The sequence below is a fragment of the Hamadaea sp. NPDC051192 genome, from assembly GCF_040682475.1.
In the GTDB taxonomy this organism is placed as follows: domain Bacteria; phylum Actinomycetota; class Actinomycetes; order Mycobacteriales; family Micromonosporaceae; genus Hamadaea; species Hamadaea flava.
On the sequence record NZ_JBFBAZ010000032.1, the window covers coordinates 40095 to 62826 of the forward strand.

The window sequence follows — 22732 nt, forward strand, 5'->3', positions numbered from 1 at the left end:
GGCTTCGCCGCGGGCGGGGCCGGCGGACGGTCGACGGAGACGGCGGTCATTTCTTGCCTCCACGCTTGCCGGAGGACTCCAGCCGTGCGGTGATCAGGTAGTTCACGCCGCTGAAGATGAGGATCAGGAAGAAGAGCAGCCACGCGACGGCGGCCATGTCGCCGTACTCGAACTTGTTGTAGAACTGCTCCATCAGGTACATCGTCACGGTCTGCGACTGGCGCAGCGTGCCGCCGAGGAAGGCGCTCGCTCCCCCGGTGAACAGCAGCGGCTCGGCGTACAGCTGGAAGCCGCCGATGGTGGAGATGATGACCGTGAAGATGATCGTCGGCCGCAGCATCGGCACCGTGATCGACCAGAACTGGCGACGCGACGACGCGCCGTCCAGGGCGGCGGACTCGTAGATGTCCTTGGGGATCGACTGCATCGCGGCCAGGTAGATCAACGCGTTGTAGCCCATCCAGCGCCAGTCCACCATGGTCGAGATGGCGAGCCAGGCGGTCCATTTGTGCGCCTGCCAGTCGATCGGGCTGACCCCGACGAAGTGCAGCAGCCAGTTGATCAGGCCGAAGTCGCGGGCGAAGAGCTGGCTGAACAGGATGGCGACCGCGGCGACCGAGGTGATGTTCGGGACCAGTACGCCCATCCGCAGCCACATCCGCCCACGCATCCGCTTGTTCAGCGCGTTGGCCAGCATCAGCGCCAGCAGCAGCTGCGGAATGGTCGACACCACGAAGATGCCGATCGTGTTGAAGACGGCGTTCCAGAAGTAGTTGTCGCTGAGGATCTTGACGAAGTTGTCGAGGCCCACGAAGGTGTGCGTGTCCGCGCCCACCTCCCAGTCGTTCAGCGCCACGTATCCGGTGTAGATCAGCGGGAAGAGCCCGAAGATCCCGAAGATGACGAAGAACGGAGCGATGTAGACGTAGGGCGAGGCCTTGGTGTCCAGGCGGCTCCACCGCGACGCGCGTACCAGGAAGGACGACGGCGAGCGGGGGGCCCGGCCCGGCTGCGGGGGCACTTCGGCCGAATGTGCCGGAGTAGTGGTCGGCAGGCTCATGGTGACTCCAGGAAGCTCGGCGCCGGTGCGCGGCCGAGACCGCGCACCGGCGCTGGCTGGCTAAGCCGCTTACGCGGCCTTCTTGCCGTCGGCGACCGCCGTCGCCCAAGCGGCGTCGGACTTCTTCTGGCCCTGCTCGACCGAGCGGAGCGCGTTCTCCACCGCCGTACGCACCGGGACGTTCTTCGCGCCCAGGTAGACCGGCTTGAGAGCCTTCGCGCTGGTGCCGTAGATGGCACCGGTCGGCGCGTTGCTGAAGTACTCGTTCACCGCGGCCTTGACCGCCGGGTCGTCCAGCGCCTGCGGCGAGGACGGCAGGTTGCCCTTCGACTTGAAGGAGGCGATCTGACCGGCCGGGTTGGTCAGGAACTTGGCCAGCTCAGCGGCTTCCTTCTGGTGCTTGCTCTGCTTCGGCACGGACAGCCAGGAGCCGCCCCAGTTGCCGCCGCTGCCGGGGACCGTGGCGATGTCCCACTTGCCCTTGCCCGCGTCGCCGTTCTGCGAGGTGATGTAGCCGGTCATCCAGGCGGGGCAGGCGATGGTCGCGAACTGCGCGTTCTTGAAGCCCGCGTTCCACTGGTCGGTCCAGGCCTGGAGCTTGGCCGACAGGCCCGCCTCGAGGATCTGGTTCGAGATGTCCCAGGCCTTCTTGACGGCCGGGTTGGTGTCGGTCACGTACGCGTTCTTCGTGTCGAAGTACGTGTAGCCGGTGGTGTTGCCGGCCTCCTGCATCAGGATGCTGTTGTAGGTGTTCGTGACCGCGTCGATGAAGCCGGCCTTCGGCACCCTGGTCTTGAACTGCTTGCCGACGTTGATGTAGTCGTCCCAGGTCGGCCAGAGCTTGGAGACCTCGTCGCGGTTGGTCGGCAGACCGGCCTGCTTGAACAGGTCGGTGCGGTAGCACATGGCCATGCCGCCGACGTCGGTGCCGAGGCCGATGAGCTTGCCGTCGTCGGTCTTGGCCGCCTCGTACTTCCAGGGCAGGAAGTTGCCGGACAGGTCCTTGGCGCCGTACTCGTTGAGGTCGACGAAGGCGGAGCCCTTCGACTTCATGTCGATGATCATGCCCTCTTCGATGGCGATCACGTCGCCGAGGCCGCTGCCGGCCGCGAGGCGCTGCGTCACCTGCTGGGTGTAGTCACCGAGCTGGCCGCCGGTGCCACGCTCCACGATCTTGATGTTCGGGTGCGCGGCCTGGTACTGCTTGTAGAGCTCCTCGTAACCGAAGTTGCCGAAGACGTCGACGTTCAGGGTGATCTGCTCGGTGCTCGAACCGGTGCCGTCCTTGTCGTCGCTACAGGCGGTCAGGCCGAGCGCTCCAATCGCAAGGACGGCGACCGCCGCGAGGGCGCGGCGGCGCGAGGTGACGCCCATCGATGACCCCTCTCAGGTCGTTTTCAGTGCAGGTGGGGGGTGGTGCAGACTGCCCGGGTTGTGGTCTGGACCACACCGCCGGGAGCGCTCCCATGAGATTGCCGTGACGTTACGGGGAAGTCAAGCGAGGGATGGGAGCGTTCCCAAGTTGTTATCCGGGTCTATCCCCGGCCGAGCAGCGCTTCCACGCTCAGCCGTGACGACGGCCTCCACCGACCGGGCTACGGCAAACGGGCCGAACGGCCCATGCCCGGTGGTGCACCGGGCAGCGGGCTCAGCGCGTACCTGCTAATGTCCGCCAACCTGAGAGGACAAGCGGTGCAGCTGACGACGGCTCCGGCCGATTCGCGGGCCCACGAATCTCGGCCCAGCACGCCGGCGGGTGACTTCGCGGAGTTCGTGACCGCGCGGTCGGCCCGCCTGCTGCGCGTCGCGTACCTCCTCACCCGGGACTGGGCGCTGGCCGAGGATCTCCTGCAGTCCTCGCTGGCCAAAGCCTGGACGGCCTGGCGGCGTATCGAAGGCGATCCCGAGCCCTACGTCCGGCGGATCCTGGTGAACACCTACACGAGCTGGTGGCGGCGGCGCTGGCACCACGAACGCCCCATCGGCGAGCTGCCCGAACAGGCCGGTCCGGACGAGCACCGCGGTTACGACGACCGCGACCAGCTCGCCCGCGCGCTCGGCCGGCTGCCCCGGCAGCAGCGCGCGGTCCTCGTCCTGCGCTACTACGAAGACCTCTCGGAGGCCCAGATCGCGGACGTGCTCGGCATCTCGCCGGGCACCGTCAAGAGCCACGCGGCCAAGGCCATCGCCAAGCTCCGGGTCGACCCCGGGCTCACCGGCATCCAACCGGATTCCGAACCGCCCGCCGGCGCCGCGCGCCTCGCCGCCGTCCAGGAGCGCATCCAGCAGGCCCGCCAGCGTCGCGTCGTCTCGATCGCCTCGGTGTGCGCGGTGGTCCTGGCGCTCGTCCTCGGGTACGCCATCAATCCGGCCCACCACGTCGTCCCGGCTCCGGTGGCGTCCGCGACGTCGAGCCTGATCAACGGATTCCCCGAGTACGCCCTGGGCAACCGACTCGTGGCGACCGGCACCGCGACCGACGAGAAGATGCCCACGAAGCTGTCGTGGATGGCCTCCACCAGCGACTTCTCCGTCTACATGCGCTGCCGTGCCTCGGCCGCGACGGAAATCCGGATCACCTTCGAGACCACCGGCGGCGAACTGGGCCAGATGGAGTGCGACGCCACTCCGGACAGTCCGCGTACGGGGCTCGGGACGGTGGAGAGCTGGCCGGTCGAGAAGGTGATGAACGCCGGCGTCACTGCCGGGGCGTACGTGGTCATGACCGTCAGCCTGGCGATCACGAAGCGTCCGGTCCCCGAGGACGTCGCTGTGGATGTCGCCGTCGGCGAGCGGATGGCCTGGTCGGACTACCCGTTCCCGGCGAAGCCCAAGGTCCTGCAGGAGCTGGACTCCAACCGGCTCGACCTATCGCCCAAGGCGCTCGAACTCCGCCCGCCCGCCGCCGATGCGAGTCAGACCATACGAACGGTCGGCCTCACGTGGGGCGCCCAGTACGCGATCCACATAAGTCAGCGAGCGCCCGGCATACTCCGGCTGATGGTGGCCGGGGTGGAGGTGATGAGCTGCGGCAACTGGAGCTGGGAGACCGGCGGCTGCGGGTACACCCTCGATCCGAAGGACCCCGATCTGCTCGCCAAGCTTCCGGCGCTGAGGCCGGGTGAAGAGTTCGAGATCGCGATCGTGCCCGAACACGTCTCGGCGGACTGGGCGGCGTGGATCGCCCCGGTGGAATAACCCGGCAAACGGCCCAGGACTCCCTACAGTGGAGCCATGGACCAGGGCGCGTTCGGCGAGGCCGACCAGGGCGGCGTACGCCTGCCGGGGCGCCACCCGGGCGATCCGCTGCGCCAGATCTGGCGGCGCATCGCGTACGCCGTCCTGATCCTGGCCGCCGTCGTGGTCATCGTGATGCTCGACCGGGACGGCTACAAGGACGCGAACCGGCCCGAGCTGACCTGGCTGGGCGCGTTCTACTACGCCACCGTGACCCTGTCGACGACCGGCTACGGCGACATCGTGCCGGTCAGCGACGCCGCCCGCGTGGTGAACATCTTCCTGATCACGCCGCTGCGGGTGGCCTTCCTGGCGATCCTGGTCGGCACCACGTTCGAGGTGCTCACCCGGCGTACGCGGGAACAGCTGCGCCGTAGCCGCTGGAGGTCCACCTTGATCGAGCACACCATCGTCGTCGGGTACGGCACGAAGGGGCATACGGCGATCCAGACGTTGCTCGCCGACGGGTCGCCGAAGACGGCGTTCGTCGTCATCGAGCGTTCGACGAGCCTGGCCGAGGAAGCCAACCGGGACGGCTTCGCGGTCGTCGTCGGCGACGCCACCCGCAGCAGCGTGCTGCGGAAGGCGGCGGTGGAGACGGCCGAGCGCGTCGTCGTCGCGACCGACCGGGACGACACCGCGGTCCTGGTCGCCTTGACCGTCCGCCAGATCAACCAGGGGTGCACCATCGTCGCCTCGGTCCGCCAGGCCGAGAACGAGCCGCTGCTGTTGCAGTCCGGGGTGGACGCCGTCATCACCACGTCCGAGGCGGCCGGCCGGCTGCTCGGGGTGGCCGCCCGCTCCCCCGCGATCAGCGAGGTCTTCAACGACCTGCTCATCCACGGCGCCGGTCTCGACCTGGTCGAACGCCCGGTCAAGCCGGAGGAGATCGGGCGTACCCTCCGCGAATGCGCGGAGCCGGTGATCGCCGTGCTCCGAGGCGGTCACGCACTGCCGTACGGCCAGGTCACCACGTTGCAGACCGCCGACCGGCTGGTCCTCGTGACCTCCCCTGAACTGCCATGATGCTGCGGTGACGATCGACGAGGAGTTGCTGCGCCGGTACCCGCGTACGGCGGGCCTCCGGGTCAATTTCGTGACCAGCCTGGACGGGGCGGCCGCCGTCGACGGGCTGTCGACCGGCCTGTCCAGCGTCGCCGACAAGCAGGTCTTCCGGCTGCTCCGGATGACCTGCGACGCGCTGCTCGTCGGGGCCGGCACGCTGCGCGACGAGGATTACCGGCCGCTCACGCTCGACCCCGAACGACGGTCCTGGCGTCTCGCGTCCGGGCTTTCGGCGTATCCCCGCTTGGTGATCTTCAGCCACGCGCTGGCGCTGGACCCCGGGCATCGCGCCCTCCGCGATGCGCCGGTCCGGCCCCTGGTGGTGACGCCCGCCGATCCGGGCGACCACCCGCTGCGCGAGGTCGCGGACGTGCTGGTCGCGGACCTGGGCGAGGCGCTGACCCGGCTGCGCGCCGACGGCCTCACTCACCTGCTCTGCGAGGGTGGCCCGACCCTGCTAGGCGCGTTGACCAGCGCGGACCTGGTCGACGAGCTGTGCCTGACGCTGTCACCGGTGCTCGCCGGGCCCGGCGCGACCCGGATGGCCGTCGGCCCCGAACATCCATCGAGGCCAATGCGCCTGATCCACGCTCTGCCCGCTGACCAGGCGCTTCTGCTCCGGTACAGTCGCGCGCATGATTGATCTGGGGGAGATCGCTCCCGAGGAGCCTCCCGCGCCCCGGGCACGCGTGGTCCGCGCCTGGCTCGCGCGCCACAAGCGGTGGGTCGCCGCCGGATCCGCGCTGCTCCTGCTCGCCATCAGCGTGTACGCCGTCCTCCCCGGCCTGCTCCGGAAGGAGCCGACGCCGCAGCCGTCGCCCGCGCCGATGAAACGCATCGAGGGCTTTCCCGAGTACGCCAACGGCGCCCGCGTGGTGGCCGCCGCCAGCGCTCCTCTCGCCGCGGCCGAGGCGACGACGACCTGGACCGTGACCGATTTGGGCGTCACTGTCTTCGATCGCTGCGAGTTCCTCGCCCCGGACGGCACCCAGCTGAAGGTGCGGTTCATGGTCCGCGGCGACGTCTGGTGGGAGTCCAGCTGCGGACCGGACGGCGGGGCCGGCACGAGCCGCTACGGAGCCGAGGCCTGGACGACACACGGGATCGGGATCGGCGACACGGTCCGGATCACGATGCGGATCGGCGGGGCCACCCGGTTCGACGCGGCGACGCAGAAGACGGTTGACGCCGAGACGCCGAACGTCGGCACCATCGGTGTGGCGATCGGGGTGCCGGTGCCGTTCGAGGAGTATCCGCTGCCGGTGCGGCCCAGCACGCTGCCCGCGCTGCAGCTCCCCGTCAACGGGGACGGCGGCGACGGCTCCTCACGGTCCTATCTGCGTGGCGACACGGACGCGCTGGAACCGATCACGGTCGACCTCGCGTGGGGGTCGTACGACCTGTCGATGTCGTCCGCCACGCCCGGCGCCCTGCACGTCACCATCGACGGCGTCACCGTCACGGACTGCGAAATCTGGTCCTACGAGGGCGACAGCTGTGGTCTCGGCTGGACGATCGCCGACCGGAACGGCTTCGACTGGCAGTCCCAGATAACCGCGCGACCAGGGGAAACAGTGCACCTGACCATCACACCCACCCATGTGACCGGGCCCTGGGGCGTACGCATCACACGGTCCTGACCTCCCCTGAACGGGGGTCCCTCTCCTGTCGCGCACACGACTCGGCACCCTTGCGTACCGGGGTCTTGTCGCAGGATGCCGTTAGGGTCTGAGAGCGTGAGCTTCCCCGCACACTCCCCCGGCGACCAGACCGGCCCCGGCAGTCCCGTCGGCCGCGTCCTCGGTACGCAGGACGCCAGCCCGCTGACCTTCTGGGTGGCCGTCGGCTCCGACGCCTACCTGCAGCTCGACGACGTCGTGGTGACCCAGCGCGACCTGCCCGATCGGGGCACCGTCACGATCTCCGGCGTCGTCACCGCCGTCCGCGCCCGGCACGAGGGCGCCGCGTTCGAGTCCGACGTCTTCGCCATCGCCGACGGCATGCTGCCCGCGATGGTGCAGGAGGCGGCCGAGATCACGGTGACCCGGGTCGAGCCCGAGATCTACGTGCCGCCCGCGCCGGGTGCGGTGGCGTACCGGGCGCACGGCGAGACCCGTGACGCCGCGCTGAGCTTCGACCGGATGCAGCGGCGGCTGCCGATCGGCATCGGCCGCGACGGCGCGCCGCTGTACCTCAACACCGACTTCCTCGACGGCAGCCGGGGCGCGCACGTCAGCATCTCCGGCATCTCCGGGGTCGCGACGAAGACGAGCTTCGCCACCTTCCTGCTCTACTCCATCTTCACCTCGGGCGTCCTGGGCTCGAAGGCGGAGTCGGCCAACACCAAGGCGCTCATCTTCAACGTCAAGGGCGAGGACCTGCTCTTCCTCGATCACGAGAACAACCGGCTCGACGAGCCGACCCGGGAGGCGTACCACAAGCTGGGCCTGGACGCGGGGGCGTTCAAACAGGTCACGGTGTTCGCACCGGCGCGGGCCGGGGACCCGTCCGGCAGCCCCGACGTGGCGAGCCGGCTGACCGGGGTCGACCCGTTCTACTGGACGCTGAGCGAGTTCACCGAGCAGCGCCTGCTGCCTTATGTCTTCGCCGACGCCGACGACGAGCGCCAGCAGTACACGATGGTCGTGCACGCGGTCGCCGCCCACCTCGCCCGCGAGGCGCAGCCGGCCGGGGGCGGCATCAGCCTGGACGGCACCCGGCTCGGCAGTTACGACGATTTCGTGGACTACATCGTCGAGCAGCTCAACGACGACGAGACCCGGTCCACCTGGGCGGGCAGCTCGGTCGGGCTCGGCACGGTCAACGCCTTCGCCCGCCGCCTGATCTCCAGCAAGCGGGACCTGTCCCGGCTGATCCGGGGCGACCTGCCCGGCGGCCGGGCGCACCAGATCAGCACCGCCGACGCCGGTCAGGTGACCGTGGTCGACCTGCACAACCTGCCCGACCGGGCGCAGCGCTTCGTCGTCGGCGTGACGCTGAAGACGGAGTTCGAGCGCAAGGAGAAGGCGGGCACGGCCAAGCCGCTGCTGTTCGTGGTGCTGGACGAGCTGAACAAGTACGCGCCTCGCGACGGCACGAGCCCGATCAAGGAGGTGCTGCTCGACATCGCCGAGCGCGGCCGATCGCTGGGCGTGATCCTGATCGGCGCCCAGCAGACGGCGTCGGAGGTCGAGCGCCGGATCGTGTCCAACTCCGCGATCCGGGTGGTCGGCCGGCTCGACCCGGCCGAGGCCTCGCGACCCGAATACGGCTTCCTGCCGCCCACCCAGCGGCAGCGGGCGCTGCTCGCCAAGCCGGGCACGATGTTCGTGGCGCAGCCGGAGATCCCGGTCCCGCTGGCCGTCGAGTTCCCGTTCCCGGCCTGGGCCACCCGGCCGTCCGAGGCGGGCGCGGCCCCGCGCGCCACGCTGGCCAGCATGGTCAGCGCGACCGACCCGTTCGCGGTGGTCGGCTCGACGCGCGACGGTGGCATCGACGACGACGAGATCCCGTTCTAGCAGCCGGAGAGGGCTCTGCCGTGAAGATCCTGCACACCTCCGACTGGCACGTCGGTAAAGTCCTGAAAGGACAGCCGCGGGCCGAGGAGCAGCTCACCGCGCTGGCCTCGGTCATCGAGGTCGCCCGCGGGGAGCGACCCGACCTGATCATCGTCGCGGGCGACCTGTTCGACACCGCCGCTCCGACGCCCGAGGCGCAGAAGATCGTCTACCGGGCGCTGGCGGCGCTCCGGCGACTCGCCGAGATCGTGGTGATCGCCGGCAACCACGACAACGGCCCGGCGCTGGACGCCCTGCGGGTGTTCGCCGAGTCGGAGAACCTGCACCTGCGCGGCCGGGTCTCCGACAAACCCGCCGACCACCTGATCACCGGGGTGACCCCGGGCGGCGAGCCGTGGCGCTGCATCGCGCTGCCCTTCCTCTCTCAGCGGTACGCCGTCCGCGCGCTCGACATGTTCGAGCTGACCCAGGCCGAGGCGCACAGCACGTACGCCGATCACCTGTCGCGCCTGCTCGAGGCGATCGCGGCGGAGAGTTTCACCGACCCGAGCGCGGTCAACCTGGTCACCGCGCATCTGACCGTCGTCGGCGCGGCGATGGGCGGCGGCGAGCGGGAGGCACACACGATCCTCGGCTACGCCGTCCCCTCGACGGTGTTCCCGCCGAACACGCACTACGTGGCGTTGGGCCATCTGCACCGGGCGCAGACGCTCCCCGGGCACTGCCCGGTCCGCTACAGCGGCAGCCCGTTGCCGGTCGACTTCGGCGAGGAGGAGAACCCGCCGTCGGTGACGATCGTCGAGGCCACCGCCGACACCACGGCGCTCGTCCGGGAGGTTCCGCTGCCGTCCGGGCGGCGGCTGCGTACGCTGCGGGGCACCCTGGAGCAACTGTCCGAGATGGACCCGGGAGACGACTGGCTGCGTGTCGTGGTGAGCGAGAAGCCCCGCGCCGGGCTGCGCGAGCAGGTGCAGGAGATGCTGCCGCGCGCCCTGGAGATCCGGATCGACCCGGCGATGCTGGAGACCAAGCGCCCCGACCGGCCGGCTCGGGCCGAACGGTCGCCGGTCGCGTTGTTCGCCGACTACCTGGCCGACCGCGGTCATGACGACCCCGCCACTCAGAAGCTCTTCGAGGAGCTCTACCAGGAGGTGAGCTGAGTGCGCCCGCTCCGGCTGGACCTGCGCGGTTTCGCGATCTTCCGCGAGCACACCGTCATTGACCTGACCGACGCCGACTTCTTCGCGCTGGTCGGCCCGACCGGCTCGGGGAAGTCCACCATCCTCGACGCGATCTGCTTCTCGCTCTACGGCCAGGTGCCGCGCTGGAGCGGCAAGACCGTCGTGAACGCCCTCGCGCCGTCCGGGATCGAGGCGGCGGTTCGGATGATCTTCGAGTCCGGCGGCCGCCGCTACGCCGTGACCCGGGTCGTCCGCCGGGACGGCAAGGGCCGGGTCGCCACGAAGCAGGCGGGGCTGCAACTGCTGCCTCCGACGTTCAACGTGGCCGTGCTCGACGGGGACGAACCCGTCGAAGAGCTGGGCCAGACCCTCGCCGGTACGCCGGTCGAGCTGGACGCGGCCGTGGCCGACGTCGTCGGGCTGCCCTACGACCAGTTCATCAAGTGCGTGCTGCTGCCGCAGGGCGAATTCGCGGCGTTCCTGCACGCCAAGCCGGCCGAGCGCCAGGAGATCCTGGTGAAGCTGCTCGGGCTGGAGGTCTACGAGCAGATCCGCGAGAAGGCCGCCGAGCGGGACAAGGCCGCCGCCCATCAGCTCTCGGCGACCGAACGGCTGCTCGCCGATCTCGCCGCCGAGTCCGACGACGGGCTGCTGGCCGCCGCGCAGGAGCGGGTGGACGCCGTCGAGGCGCTCGCCGCCCGGGTGGTGGCCGAAGCACCGGGGTTGTCCGCCCTCGACGCCCAACGCCGGGCGGCGGTCGAAGCGCTGGCCGTGGTGGACGGGCGGCTCACCGCGCTCGGCCGCATCGCCGCACCCGCCGACGCCGGCGCGCTGGCGACGGCTGGGCAACAGGCCAAAGCGAGGCTCGCCGGTGTCGCCGACGAGCTGACCGCGGCCGAGGAGCACGAGGAGAAGGCGCGCGCTCGCCTCGAAGCGACCGTCGATCCGGCCGACGTCAAGCGCACGCTGGACGGGCTCGCCCAGCTCGCCGCGCTGCGCGCCCGGCAGGGCGACGGGGCGACCGCCTTGACGCAGGCCGACAAGGCGCACGCGGCCTCGATGCGTACGGTGGAGCAGGCGACGAAGCTGGCGAAGGGCAAGGCCGACGAGGTCGTCCACGCCCAGCACGCGCTGGAGGAGGCGCGCAACACCGACCGGGTGGCGGTGCTGCGGCCGTTGCTCCAGGTCGGGCATGCCTGCCCGGTCTGCGAGCAGTCGGTCGCCACGTTGCCCGCACAGCGCGAGGTCGGAGCGACCGTCGCCGCCCAGGATCGGCTGAAGCGCGTACGCGCGGAGGCGGAGAAGGCCGACCGTGATCGGCAGACCGCCGACGACGCCGCCCGGGACACCGATCGCCGGCTCGCCTCCATTCGCGCCCGCAAGGAACAGCTCGACCAGGAGATCGTTCAGCTGGCCGAGGTGCTCGCCGGGGCGCCCGAGGAGGCGGAGCTGCACGCCCAGCTCGCCGCGCACGCGCAGGCGAAGCAGGCGCTGGACCGGGCCGGGGCGGCTCGCCGCCGCGCGATGGAGCAGCAGCGCGCCGCCTTGGCCGAGGTGCAGCGGGTCGACGACCGGCTGCGGGCCGCCTGGCGAATCTTCGACACCGCCCGCGACTCGGTCGCCTCCGTGGTGCCGGGCGGACCGGTCGTCGCCCCGCCGCCGGTCGACCGCGAGGACCTGCAGGCCGCCTGGGCCGGGCTCGCCGAGTGGGCGAAACAGGCCGGGCAGCAGCTCACCACGCTGCGGACGGAGGCCGACCAGGCCGCCCGGCAGGCCACCGCCAGCGAGGAGACGGTGCTCGACCGCATCCGGGACTGGTTCGACGAGGCCGAGGTCGCGATGCCGCGCGAGATCGCCGGGCTCGACCGCGCGGTCACCGTCGCCGTCGAGCGCGCCGCCGCCGCCCGCGACAAGATCCTGGACGCTCGCAAGCGCGCCGACGATCTGCGGAAGCAGCGCAAGCAGATCGAGACCGAGCGAGCCGTCGCGGCGACGCTGGCCCAGCACCTGAAGGCCAACAACTTCGAGGCGTGGCTGCTCGAAGAGGCACTGGACGCCCTGGTCGCGGGCGCCTCGGAGATCCTCCGGGAGCTGTCGGCCGGGCAGTACGACCTGATGCACCGCAATCGTGAGTTCTTCGTGGTGGATCATCACGACGCCGGGCTCACCCGCCCGGTGCGTACGCTGTCCGGCGGGGAGACCTTCCAGGCTTCGCTGGCCCTGGCGCTCAGTCTGGCCGATCAACTGGCCGGGATGGCGCACGCGGCCAGCCTGGATTCCATCCTGCTGGACGAGGGGTTCGGCACGCTCGACTCGTCCACACTGGACGTTGTCGCGGCGACGCTGGAGAATCTCGCCGCCCGGGGCGATCGGATGGTGGGTGTGGTGACGCATGTGGCCGCGCTCGCCGAACGCATTCCGGTCCGTTTCGAGGTACGCAAAGACGCCCGCACCGCCCGAGTGGACAGGATAGGGTAGAAATCTGGCTATGAGCTTCCACGTCGATGCATGGGACCCGTCCTACGGCGCCAGCCTCGACGCGTCCGCCTCTGGCCCGGCCGACGGACTCGACGTCGAGGTCGAGCTGCCCGCTGAGCAGTGGCGACCGCTCGACGCCCCGGCCGGGCTGAAGCCGCCGGCGACCGTGCTGATGGTCGACGGCGTACGCCGGATCGACGCCCGGATCTGGACGGCCGGGATCGGCGGCACCCCGCCGTCCCCCGGGCTGGCCTGTTCCTACGCCGCCGGGGTCGTCCGCTGCGCCACCGGAACCGCGACCGTCGCCGCCGCCACCGTCGAACGCTCGATCTTCACCTCCGCCGCCGATCAGTCCGATGTAGACGCCGGAACCACGGTGCGCTACAAGGCGGTCCGCATCGAGGGCGCGCAGGACGCCGATCTGATGGCGGCGATGCAGACCGCCTTGATGCAGCTGGAGCAGCGGACGACCACCGACGTGCTCGCCACCCTCAGCGGGGGCGACGAGCTGATCGTGGTCGACGGCCCGCTGCGGGGACCCGGCGCGCCCCCTCGCGTCATCGGGTACGCCAAGACCCAGCAGAAGCAGTACCTGCCGGACCAGCTGCTCCCGGTGGTCGGAGCGCTGTCTCCCGGGCAGCGCACGCCGGTCTTCCGCATCGGCGGGCGCTGGAGCCGATACACCTGGTACCTGCGTCAGCCGGGCGGCATCCCGATCCCGTGGTCCGGCGTCGTCCGCCTGGAATGCTCGGCCGAACTGGCCCCGGCGCAGGCGATCGAGCTGGCCGAGTTGTCCTGCGTCACCCTCCCCCGGTACGCCTCCAGTGCCGTCAAGGATCCGCGCGCTCCCCAGCAGCTCGTCCCGATCGGGGGGCTCGAACAGCGGCTGCGCCGGATGCTCGGCGACACCAAGCTCCTCCAGCGGGCCCTGGCGGCTGCGTCCGCGCGGGCGTGACCAGGCACAATACAAAGGTGTTAGAGAGACGGCTGGACCTGCCCGCGAGGTACGACTTCGCGGGCACCCTGGGTCAGCTGTCCATGGGCACCCATGATCCGTGCCGCCGGTTCATCGACGGCGTGTTCTGGCACGCCGCGCGTACGCCGGACGGCCCGGGCTCCCTGGGGCTGCATCGGGACGGCCGGGCCGAGGCGTACGGGCCGGGCGCGGAGTGGCTGCTCGACCGGGCTGACGCCGTCTTCGGACTGCGGGACGATCTGGGCGGGTTCCGGGCACTCGCTCAGGCCCATCCGGTCGTCGCCGACTTGGCGCACCGGCATGGAGGTCTCCGACTGCCGGCGACCGGGCAGGTCTTCCCTCACCTCCTCCGCGCGGTATGCGAACAGAAGGTCACCGGCAAGGAGGCGTACCAGGCGTACTCGGCGATCGTGCGGCGCTTCCGGGAGCCCGCGCCGGGCCCGCATCCGACCTTGCTGCTGCCGCCGTCGGCGGAGCAGGTCGGTTCGCTGCGCTACTACGACCTCCACCCGCTCGGGCTGGAGCAACGGCGGGCGGACACGTTGCTGCGCGCCGCGCGTGCGCCATGGCCGGACCGCGAGCCGGAGGCGACCGCCCGCCGGATGCTGGCGCTGGTGGGGATCGGGCCGTGGACGGTCGCGGAGGTCATGCGCAACGCGCACGGAGATCCGGACGCCGTCAGCGTCGGCGACTACCACATCAAGAACCAGGTGGCCTGGGCGCTGGCCGGGGAGCCCCGCGCGACCGACGAACGGATGCTGGAGCTGCTCGAACCGTTCCGCGGCCATCGCGGGCGCGTCTGCCAGCTGCTGACCCGGGCCGGGATCGGCGCGCCGAGGTACGGTCCCCGCGCGCCGATCCGCTCCTTCCGCAGCTACTAAGCGCTCAGCCTCCGAGCTGCTGAGCGCTCGTGACCCGGGCTTCGTGATCAGGGTCAATTCCATGTCGCTATAGCAGCGCAGAAATGACCCTGATCATGGCAGCGCCACCGAAAGCCGGGAGCATGGCAGCCCGCCGAAAACCGGGAGCATGGCAGCGCCACCGAAAGCCGGGAGCATGGCAGCCCGCCCGAAGGGTCACGAGCGCACAGCGGCGCGCACGGGAACCACCGCGAGATCCGAGCGCCGACGCAGCAGCCACCCCCGCAACCCCAGGCAGGCAGCCCCCGCGATCACCCCGAAGACGGCGCCGCCGAGCCAGATGAGCAGCGACCCGGCGAGGAGCGAAGCGACGAGCGGGGCCGCGACGGCGGCCAAGCCTTGCGTACCGCCCCACACTCCGAAGTAGACACCGCGGAGGTGTTCCGGCGCGATCGTCGCGACCACCCCGGGAGCGGCGGTGAGGAAGGCGACCTCACCGGCGACCCACAGCGGGATCGTGAGCGCGGCCTGGCCGAGCGAGCCGGACAGGCCGGTCAGGGCCAGCCCGATGCCGACCATCCCCGCGCCGAGCGCGCACACCACCAACGCCGGCGTACGCAGCAGCCACTGCTGGAACAGCAGCTGGACGACGACCACCACGAGCGGGTCGAGCGCCAGGAGCAGGCCGTAGTCCAGGGGTGTCGCGCCGACCGAGCTGAACACGATCGGCAGGCTCACCATGCTCTGCATGTGGACCGAGTAGAACACCGCCGTGATCGCCGTGAAGCCGATCAGCGCGGGGTCCCGCAGCGCCGCCCCGAAGCCGACGTTGCGTGCGGACGTGCCGGACGACGCGGGCAGCCGGAGGGCCAGAAGTCCGAAGAGGACGTTGACGGCCGCGTTCACCAGGAACAGCACGAAGAACGCGCGCGAGGCGAGCAGCCCGCCCAGGACGCAGGCGACCATGCGGCTGACGTTCATCACGAGGTAGAGCAGGCCGAGCGCCCGTTTCCGATGCTCGCCCGGGACGACGTCGGTCAGGAACGCCTGCACCGCCGGGCGGTAGAGGTCGAAGGTGAGCCCGGTCGCGAAGGCCAGCCCTGCTGTCCACAACAGACCCTGAGCGCCACCGATCGCCACGTACGTCACCGCCGCCCCGAAAGCGCTGGAGACGATCACGAGGCGGCGGCCGAGCCGGTCGGCGAGCCAGCCGCCGAGCGGCATCGACAGCGTCCAGCCCAACCCGAACGCGGTCATCACGACGGCCGCCTGAGCCGCGGTGAAGTGCCGGTCGGCGACCAGCCAGAAGGTCAGGAACGGCACGGCGAAGAAGCCGAGCCGGGCCAGCCCGACGCCGCTCATCAAGCCCCAGAACGCGCGCGGAAGGCCGCCGAACCGGCGTTGCCACCATCCCATCAGGCCTCGACCTCGATCTCGTACCGCTCGGTGACGAGGTCCATCAGCGCCAGCACTTCCTGCGGCGTGTCGCCGTGCAGCCAGGCGTACCCGGCCAGACCGCCCCACTGTCCCGAGCCGGTCAGCCCGCCCTCGCCGCCGACCTGCGTCACGACGCTCGCGTCGACCACGCCCGGCTGCCGCAGCACCTCGTCCCGGCTCGCGATGTGCACGACCCGGCCCGGCGGGACATACGGCCCGGCCCAGCCCCAGACTCCGGGTTCCGGGCGAGGCTCGACCCGCACCGGCTCACCGGCCCCGAACTGACCGAGCATCTCCGGCACGTTCACGTGGTACGCGTGGAGCAGCGCGTGCTGAATGCCGCCCCCGCCCGGCCGCGCGGCGATCTCCCCGAGCAGCCAGCGGCCTTCGGTGTCGAGGTAGATCTCGGCGTGGGTGAAGCCGTCGTGGATGCCGAGCGCGCGAGCGGCCTGTTCGGCGAGTTCGGCGACGGCCATGCCCTCCGGCGACGTCGGGTCGAGCAGGACCGAGCCGAGCGTGCCGCCCATGCCCCGCAGCGGCGGGACGTTGTAGCGGCCAGGGATCTGGTAGACCGAGTCGCCACCGGCCCAGAACGCGTCGCAGTGGTACTCGTTGCGGATTCGCACGAACTGTTCCACGACGAAGCCGCCCTGGTCGTCGAGCGGCCGGAAGGCCGGCTCCGCCCGGAAGAACGCCGAGGCGTCCAGCCGCCGGGTGAAGATCTCCGCCCGCATCCGCTCCAGATCGCGCCGGTCGCGGATGACGTGGGTGTTGGTCGAGCCGAAACCGGTGAGCGGCTTGACGACGACCGGGAAGCCGCCGAGTTCGGCGGCGGCCGCCGGGATCTCCGAGGCCTCGTGGACGACGCGATGCGCCGCGACGGGTACGCCTGCCGCGTGCAGGACGGACTTCATGACGGCCTTGTCGGTGAACCGGACCGCCTCGGCGGTCGGCTGACCGGGCAGGCTCATCAGGTCGCGGAGGAAGCCGGCGGCGACCATCGCCCCCTCCCACAGCGTGGCGACGGCGTCGACCCGGCCCCGCAGGTCCCGGGCCAGCCCTGCCAGCTCGGTGAAGTCGGTCCAGTGGGTCACCGACCGGATCGGATAAGGCGGGTTCTGCGCGGCGCGCAGCGCGGCGTTCGGCTTGGACAGGCAGACGATCACCTCGTGACCGGCGGCCAGCAGGGCCTGCTCCATCACCGCGGTGTGGTTGGACAGGACGAGCACCCTCATCGGTTCTCCCTCGCAGTTGGCACGTTCAGGGCAACCGCTAAAACGTAATATGTTTTTGAGAGTGAATGCCTCCTCCGTTCGTACACATGTTCGGGTAAGCTGAACGCTTCCATTGCGGGACTTGGGGGGATAAGCCTTGCTCTATGTGACGAGCGCCGTCCGGACACATGTCGTGCCGAAGGGAGCGATGCGGCGGCTGGCGTTGCGGTTCCCCGGCACACTCACCGCTACCTGGTGGCCGGAGTCGGAGCGGCCGCTGCTGGTCGCGGAGGTCGAGGACCCGATCCTGGCCCGGCTGCGCCCGTGGTTCGCCCGGCAGCTCGACGACCACGTGGAGATCCCCCGCCACCCCGACGCCCACGTACGCTCGGGGCTGCGGCAGGCGTACCTCCATATCGGACACACAAGGGTCGGCCGGGCGGTGGTGGCCGAACGTCGCTGGCTGGCCGAGCCGTCGTGCACGGTCGGACTGCTGTCCAGCGGACTGACCAGCGACCGCTGGACGGTCGGGGCGCAGTTCGCGGTGCTGCTCGACCTCGGGCACGCGCTCGCCGCCGAGGTCCCGATCTGCTGACCGGGCTGCTCAGTCGGTTCAGTCGGCGGCTTGGCGGTTCTTGAGGTCGTCCATCATCTCGGCGTACTCCCGGCGTACTTCGTCGGGGTCGAGCGGCGCCTCACGGTCCAGCCGCCACAGCATCATCTCGATGAGGGCGTTGAGGTTGCGGCCCTCAAGCTCCGCTCGGGCCACCAGCCGCGCCATGAGCCGGGGCGGCAGGCTGATCGAGGTGACTTCCTTCGCCTTGTCGCGGGCGGGCAGTTCGCCGGGCAGATGGCGGGCCAGCGCTTCGTCCAATGTGGGCGGCAGGCCGCGATGTTCCAGCGCCTGCGGCGCGGATTCGGCGTACATGCGGGCCAACTGTGCACCCTTGCGACGGCGGAGGACGCCGAGCGCCTCGTCGTCGGTCACCGGGCCCCGCCCCGACTCGAACGCCAGCGCGCCGGTCTCGCCGGGCAGCGCCGTCCCATCCGGCACGGCCACGATGTACCGGGGATCGAGCGAAGTCGGATCGCCCGGCTTCAGCTGAACCTTGCGGTAGCCCTTGGCACGTTCCCCGTCTGCCATGCGGTCCATCGTATAGACATGCGCGGAGGGCGCCGAGGAGATCATCCTCGACGCCCTCTTCGGCACTGATCAGGCGCGGATCAGCCGAGACCGCTGGAGATCGCGGTCACCAGCTCGCCGCTGGTGGTGTCGCCGGAGAACTCCCAGAAGAAGGCTCCGCCGAGGCCCTGCGTCTTGGCGTACGACATCTTGCCGGAGATCGTGCTCGGGGTGTCGTAGCTCCACCAGTTCGAGCCGCAGTACGCGTACGCCGTGCCCGCGATCGTGCCGGTGGCCGGGCAGCTCGTCTTGAGCACCTTGTAGTCCTCGATGCCCGCCTCGTAGGTGCCGGGCGCCGCCCCGGTCGCGGTGCCGCCCGGGGCCGCCTGGGTGACGCCCGTCCAGCCGCGGCCGTAGAACCCGATGCCGAGCAGCAGTTTGCTCGACGGTACGCCGATCGTCTTCAGCTTCTGGATCGCGGCGTCGGAGTAGAACCCGGCGATCGGAATCCCGCTGTAGGAGGTGAGCGGCGCGTGCGGCGCGGTCGGCCCGGTGGTGGCCCACGCCCCGAAGTAGTCGTAGGTCATGACGTCGTACCAGTCGACGTATTGCGCCGCTCCGGCGTAGTCAGCGGCGTCGATCTTGCCGCCGGTGGTGCCGTCGGCCGTGATCGCGGAGGTGATGAGGTAGCTGGAGCCGAACTTGGTCCGCAGCGCCGACATCAACGTCTTGTACGCCGAGAACCCGCTCGTGTCGCAGCTGAGTCCGCACGCGTTCGGGTACTCCCAGTCGATGTCGATGCCGTCGAACACGTCCGCCCACCGGGAGTCCTCGACGACGTTGTAGCAGGAGTTGGCGAAGCTGGTCGCGTTCGCCGCGGCCTGGGTGAAGCCGCCGCTGTAGGTCCAGCCGCCGAACGAGAAGAGCACCTTGATGTTCGGGTACAGCTTCTTCAGTTTGCGCAGCTGGTTGAAGTTCCCCCGCAGGGCACCGGTGTCCCAGGTGTCGGAGGTTCCGTCCACACTCGACGCCGCGTCGTAGTACTTGTCGTAGTCGGCGTACGTGTCCGACAGGACGCACTGACCGTTCGTGACGTTGCCGAAGGCGTACACGATGTGCGTCAGTTTGGCCGCGGAACCGCTCGTGACCAGGTTCTTGACGTGGTAGTTGCGGGCGTAGACGCCCCAGTTGGTGAAGTAGCCGATGACCTTCTTGCCCGAGGTGCCGGTCGAGGTCGGGCTCGCGGACGCCGACGCGGACGGCGAGGTGGAGGCCGAAGCCGACGGCGAGGCCGAGGCGGACGCCGACGGCGACGGCGACGCGGACGCGGACGGCGAGGTGGTGCTGGCGCTCGGGCTCGCCGATGAGCCCGTCGAGCAGGACGCGCCGTTGATCGTGCAGCTCGTCGGCTTGCCCGACCCGCTGCTGACGAAACCGAAGGTGACCGAGGCGCCGGCGGCGACGGCGCCGTTCCAGCCCACGTTCACCGCGGTGAAGTGCTGACCGCCGGCCGTGATCGTGGTCTCCCAGAACGAGCTGACCGTGGTGCCGCTGGGCAGGTCGAAGCCGACCGTCCAGGCGCTGATCGCCGCGGACGTCCCGTTCGTGATGGTGTACTTGCCCTGGTAGGCGGTCCCCCAGTCGGAGTCGACGCTGAACGTCGCCGTGACGGAGCCGGCCGCTTCCGCGCTGGTGACCCCGAACGCCGCGGCGCCGGCCGCGACGACGGCGGCCACTGCGGCGGCGATGGTTGCGCGTCTGATGCCCATCTCATCTCCCGTGAGCGGTGGTGCGGTGACGCCCCCGAAGCGAGACTGTGTCCCGCCAGTAGGAGATAGTTATAAAGAAACTTTCCTAAATAGGCAACCCAGAGTTTCCTCAATGCGTTCCCGCGCTCTGTCGGACCTGGGTGGTTGACTGGGGCCTATGAGACTGCCGCTCACGCCGCCGCTGGAGCCCATGCTCGCCACCGCCGTCCCGGACATCCCGCTGGCCGAGGGGATGAGCTACGAACCCAAGTGGGACGGCTTCCGCTGCATCGTGTTCCGCGACGGCGACGAGGTCGCCCTGGCGAGCCGGGGCGGCAAGGATTTCACGCGCTACTTCCCCGAGGTCATCGAGCAGGTCAAGGCTCAGCTGCCGGAACGCGTCGTGATCGACTGCGAGCTGGTCGTCATCCGGCGCGAGGAGGGCAAGCTCCCCCGGCTGGACTTCGAGCTGCTCGCCCAGCGCATCCACCCCGCCGCCAGCCGCGTCCGCAAGCTCGCCGAGGAGACGCCGGCCGAGATGGTCGCCTTCGACCTGCTTGCCATCGACGATGAAGACCTCACCCAGACGCCCTTCCCGCAACGCCGGGCCCGGCTGGAAGACGCACTGTCGGGCGTGCGCCCACCGGTGCACGTCACGCCACTGACGACCGACGCCGAGACCGCCCGCCGCTGGTTCGTCGACTTCGAGGGAGCGGGGCTCGACGGGCTGATGGCCAAGTCGGCCGATCTGCTCTACGTGCCGAACAAGCGGCTCATGCGCAAGATCAAGCACGCCCGGACGCTCGACGCGGTGGTCGCCGGCTTCCGCTGGCACAAGTCCGGCCCGATCGTGGGATCGCTGCTGCTCGGGCTCTACGACGACGACGGCCTGCTGCACTCGATCGGGGTGACCTCGGCGTTCTCCGCCGCGCGCCGCAAGGAGCTGCTCGACGAGATCGCCGAGCTGCGCGACCCGGCCGAGCACCCGTGGCTCGACCCGAAGGAGGGTCAGCGCCTGCCGTCCGCGCCGAACCGGTGGAACTCGAGCAAGGACACCTCGTGGGAACCGCTCGCGCCCACCTGGGTGGTCGAGGTCGGCTTCGACGCGATGGAGGGCGACCGGTTGCGGCACACCGGGCAGTTCGTGCGCTGGCGGCCCGAGCGTGACCCGCGTTCCTGCACCTACGAGCAGCTCGACCGGCCGATCCGGCTGGACGTCGAAGAGGTGCTCGCGGGCGGCAAGTAGGCTCACGGGGTCGACGTCGATCACGCGGGAGGACTTCACGTGCGCCGGATCGTGCTGTTGGTGGTGGCCGCGCTGTTCTCAGCCGCCTGCTTCCTGCCTGGCGGGCTGGGCGGCTCTGACGAGGGCGCCGCGCCGTCGCCGACGAAGGACGGCATCTGGACGCCGTGCACCGACGAGGCGCGCAAGATCTATCCGCAGGCCTCGCGGAGCTTCCAGTACCACTGCGCCAAGGTCGACGTCCCGAAGGACTGGGCGAAGCCGGACGGCCCGAAGATCCAGATCTCGCTGATCCGGGCCCGCATCGGCAGCCAGGCCGACCGCATCGGGTCGCTGCTGGTCAACCCGGGCGGCCCGGGTGGGTCCGGTGTGGACACTGCCGTCTACCTGACCAGCGCGCTGCCGGTGTCGGTGCTGCGACGGTTCGACCTGGTCGGCTTCGACCCGCGCGGGGTCGGCCGTTCCGCCCCGGTCAAGTGCATGTCCGACGAGGACCTCGACGCGTCGTTCGGCTCCGAGCCCGACCCCGTCGAGCAGGCGCAGTTCGACCAGATCGTGACGCTGACCAAGCAGATGGACGCCGGCTGCAAAGCCAAGTACGGCGACGATCTGAAGCTCTACGGCACCGTGCAGGCGGCCAAGGACATCGACGCCATCCGGCAGGCCGTCGGCGACGACAAGCTGACCTACCTGGGCTACTCCTACGGCACCCTGCTCGGCGCGACGTACGCCCAGCTCTTCCCGAAGAACATCCGGGCGATGGTGCTCGACGGCGCGGTCGACCCGACGATGAGTTCGGTCGAGGCGAGCGAATCCCAGGCCAAGGGGTTCGAGCGCGCCTTCGGCAACTTCGACGCGTGGTGCAAGGACCACACCTCCCGCTGCCCGATCGCACCGGACGCACGGGGCGCCATCACCAAGGCGCTGGACCAGGCGCGAGCCAACCCCGTGACCTACGAGGGCCGCGAGGCGACCTCGGGCTGGGTGTTCTACGCCGTCATCTCGGCGCTCTACACCCAGGACCGCTGGACCGATCTGGCCGACGCCATCGACTCGCTGCACGACGGGGACGCCGAAGCGGTGTTCGAGCTGGCCGACGCGTACGCCGAGCGCACACCCGGCGGCAGCTACAGCAACCTCTTCGACGCCAACGCGGCCGTGAACTGCACCGACGACGACTCGCCGCCGAGCGTGAGCCAGATCCGGACCCTCCAGTCGCAGTGGCGCGAGAAGTACCCGCTGTTCGGCGCGCCGCTGGCGATCGGCTCGCTGACCTGCTCGGTGTGGTCGGGCGGGCGTGACCCGGTCCCGACCGGGAAGGCGAACGGCGCGCCGCCCATCGTCGTGGTGGGCACGAAGGGCGACCCGGCCACTCCCTACGAGCAGACTCCGGCGCTGGCGAACATGCTGGGTGTCGGGCACGTGCTGACCTGGGAGGGCGAGGGGCACACGGCGTACCCGGAGACCTCGTGCATCTCGTCGGCGGTCAACGCGTACCTGATCGACCTGACCGTCCCCGCCGAAGGCAAAACCTGCCCCGCCTAACGCCCCTCACCCACCCCCGCCCCCCGCCCCCCGCCGCCCGCCCCCCT

18 protein-coding genes are annotated in these 22732 nt (G+C 70.4%); 12 read left to right on the top strand and 6 right to left on the bottom strand.

Features of this window, described 5'->3' with window-relative positions; translation table 11 throughout:
* Positions 1-46: 46 nt before the first annotated feature.
* On the bottom strand, positions 47-1060 hold the full coding sequence (locus AB0M47_RS16360) for a sugar ABC transporter permease (RefSeq protein ID WP_253756401.1): 1014 nt from the start codon (positions 1058-1060) through the stop codon (positions 47-49).
* Between the two features lie 69 nt (positions 1061-1129).
* Positions 1130-2434, bottom strand: a complete 1305-nt coding sequence (locus AB0M47_RS16365) for an extracellular solute-binding protein (RefSeq protein WP_363413704.1) — start codon at positions 2432-2434, stop codon at positions 1130-1132.
* 318 nt (positions 2435-2752) lie between these two features.
* On the opposite strand from AB0M47_RS16365, the gene AB0M47_RS16370 reads away from it, so the two are divergent.
* The 9 genes from AB0M47_RS16370 to AB0M47_RS16410 all read left to right on the top strand — a co-directional run bounded on the left by AB0M47_RS16370 (position 2753) and on the right by AB0M47_RS16410 (position 14396).
* Positions 2753-4258: a SigE family RNA polymerase sigma factor gene (locus AB0M47_RS16370; protein WP_363413707.1), complete on the top strand. Its 1506-nt coding sequence runs from the start codon at positions 2753-2755 to the stop codon at positions 4256-4258.
* Between the two features lie 36 nt (positions 4259-4294).
* A complete protein-coding gene (locus tag AB0M47_RS16375; protein ID WP_363413710.1) occupies positions 4295-5323 on the top strand; it encodes an NAD-binding protein in 1029 nt (342 codons plus the stop codon).
* Between the two features lie 7 nt (positions 5324-5330).
* Entirely contained in the window at positions 5331-6005 is a 675-nt protein-coding gene (locus AB0M47_RS16380; protein WP_363413713.1) for a dihydrofolate reductase family protein, read from the top strand.
* The gene (locus AB0M47_RS16385) at positions 5998-7002 is read left to right on the top strand and encodes a hypothetical protein (protein ID WP_363413716.1); all 1005 of its coding nucleotides are present in this window, start codon (positions 5998-6000) and stop codon (positions 7000-7002) included. The genes AB0M47_RS16380 and AB0M47_RS16385 overlap by 8 nt, the downstream gene beginning before the upstream one ends.
* Before the next feature lie 75 nt (positions 7003-7077).
* Complete coding sequence (locus tag AB0M47_RS16390; protein WP_363413719.1) at positions 7078-8880, top strand: ATP-binding protein; 1803 nt, start codon at positions 7078-7080, stop codon at positions 8878-8880.
* A gap of 20 nt (positions 8881-8900) precedes the next feature.
* The gene (locus tag AB0M47_RS16395) at positions 8901-10040 is read left to right on the top strand and encodes an exonuclease SbcCD subunit D (protein ID WP_363413722.1); all 1140 of its coding nucleotides are present in this window, start codon (positions 8901-8903) and stop codon (positions 10038-10040) included.
* Positions 10041-12539, top strand: coding sequence for an SMC family ATPase (locus AB0M47_RS16400; protein ID WP_363413725.1), 2499 nt, complete (start codon positions 10041-10043; stop codon positions 12537-12539).
* A gap of 10 nt (positions 12540-12549) precedes the next feature.
* The gene (locus AB0M47_RS16405; protein WP_363413727.1) at positions 12550-13494 is read left to right on the top strand and encodes a hypothetical protein; all 945 of its coding nucleotides are present in this window, start codon (positions 12550-12552) and stop codon (positions 13492-13494) included.
* A 17-nt stretch (positions 13495-13511) separates the two neighbouring features.
* Positions 13512-14396, top strand: a complete 885-nt coding sequence (locus AB0M47_RS16410; RefSeq protein WP_363413730.1) for a DNA-3-methyladenine glycosylase 2 family protein — start codon at positions 13512-13514, stop codon at positions 14394-14396.
* 195 nt (positions 14397-14591) lie between these two features.
* Here the strand turns inward: AB0M47_RS16410 and AB0M47_RS16415 are convergent, their stop codons facing one another.
* Together AB0M47_RS16415 and AB0M47_RS16420 are read right to left on the bottom strand one after the other, a co-directional pair.
* Positions 14592-15791 carry an MFS transporter gene (locus tag AB0M47_RS16415; RefSeq protein ID WP_363413733.1) on the bottom strand — a complete coding sequence of 400 codons (1200 nt, stop codon included), beginning with the start codon at positions 15789-15791 and terminating at the stop codon, positions 14592-14594.
* Complete coding sequence (locus AB0M47_RS16420) at positions 15791-17047, bottom strand: ATP-grasp domain-containing protein (RefSeq protein WP_363413736.1); 1257 nt, start codon at positions 17045-17047, stop codon at positions 15791-15793. Before AB0M47_RS16420 ends, AB0M47_RS16415 begins: the two co-directional genes overlap by 1 nt.
* Before the next feature lie 145 nt (positions 17048-17192).
* Here AB0M47_RS16420 and AB0M47_RS16425 point away from each other — a divergent pair, with 145 nt between their 5' ends.
* Positions 17193-17621, top strand: coding sequence for a hypothetical protein (locus AB0M47_RS16425; RefSeq protein WP_363413738.1), 429 nt, complete (start codon positions 17193-17195; stop codon positions 17619-17621).
* An 18-nt stretch (positions 17622-17639) separates the two neighbouring features.
* Here the strand turns inward: AB0M47_RS16425 and AB0M47_RS16430 are convergent, their stop codons facing one another.
* Positions 17640-18170: a hypothetical protein gene (locus tag AB0M47_RS16430; RefSeq protein ID WP_363413741.1), complete on the bottom strand. Its 531-nt coding sequence runs from the start codon at positions 18168-18170 to the stop codon at positions 17640-17642.
* 80 nt (positions 18171-18250) lie between these two features.
* The gene (locus tag AB0M47_RS16435) at positions 18251-19918 is read right to left on the bottom strand and encodes a glycosyl hydrolase family 18 protein (protein WP_363413743.1); all 1668 of its coding nucleotides are present in this window, start codon (positions 19916-19918) and stop codon (positions 18251-18253) included.
* Positions 19919-20075: 157 nt separating this feature from the next.
* Here AB0M47_RS16435 and AB0M47_RS16440 point away from each other — a divergent pair, with 157 nt between their 5' ends.
* On the top strand, positions 20076-21143 hold the full coding sequence (locus AB0M47_RS16440) for an ATP-dependent DNA ligase (protein WP_363413746.1): 1068 nt from the start codon (positions 20076-20078) through the stop codon (positions 21141-21143).
* A gap of 39 nt (positions 21144-21182) precedes the next feature.
* Positions 21183-22685 carry an alpha/beta hydrolase gene (locus tag AB0M47_RS16445; RefSeq protein WP_363413749.1) on the top strand — a complete coding sequence of 501 codons (1503 nt, stop codon included), beginning with the start codon at positions 21183-21185 and terminating at the stop codon, positions 22683-22685.
* Positions 22686-22732: the final 47 nt, after the last annotated feature.

Bases quoted from the DNA above. Each gene is read 5' to 3' on its own strand.
- AB0M47_RS16435 (WP_363413743.1), bottom strand. From the start codon at position 19,918: ATGGGCATCAGACGCGCAACCATCGCCGCCGCAGTGGCCGCCGTCGTC.
- AB0M47_RS16440 (WP_363413746.1), top strand. From the start codon at position 20,076: ATGAGACTGCCGCTCACGCCGCCGCTGGAGCCCATGCTCGCCACCGCC.
- AB0M47_RS16375 (WP_363413710.1), top strand. From the start codon at position 4,295: ATGGACCAGGGCGCGTTCGGCGAGGCCGACCAGGGCGGCGTACGCCTG.
- AB0M47_RS16405 (WP_363413727.1), top strand. From the start codon at position 12,550: ATGAGCTTCCACGTCGATGCATGGGACCCGTCCTACGGCGCCAGCCTC.
- AB0M47_RS16390 (WP_363413719.1), top strand. From the start codon at position 7,078: ATGCCGTTAGGGTCTGAGAGCGTGAGCTTCCCCGCACACTCCCCCGGC.
- AB0M47_RS16385 (WP_363413716.1), top strand. From the start codon at position 5,998: ATGATTGATCTGGGGGAGATCGCTCCCGAGGAGCCTCCCGCGCCCCGG.
- AB0M47_RS16360 (WP_253756401.1), bottom strand. From the start codon at position 1,060: ATGAGCCTGCCGACCACTACTCCGGCACATTCGGCCGAAGTGCCCCCG.
- AB0M47_RS16430 (WP_363413741.1), bottom strand. From the start codon at position 18,170: ATGGCAGACGGGGAACGTGCCAAGGGCTACCGCAAGGTTCAGCTGAAG.
- AB0M47_RS16420 (WP_363413736.1), bottom strand. From the start codon at position 17,047: ATGAGGGTGCTCGTCCTGTCCAACCACACCGCGGTGATGGAGCAGGCC.
- AB0M47_RS16365 (WP_363413704.1), bottom strand. From the start codon at position 2,434: ATGGGCGTCACCTCGCGCCGCCGCGCCCTCGCGGCGGTCGCCGTCCTT.
- AB0M47_RS16415 (WP_363413733.1), bottom strand. From the start codon at position 15,791: ATGGGATGGTGGCAACGCCGGTTCGGCGGCCTTCCGCGCGCGTTCTGG.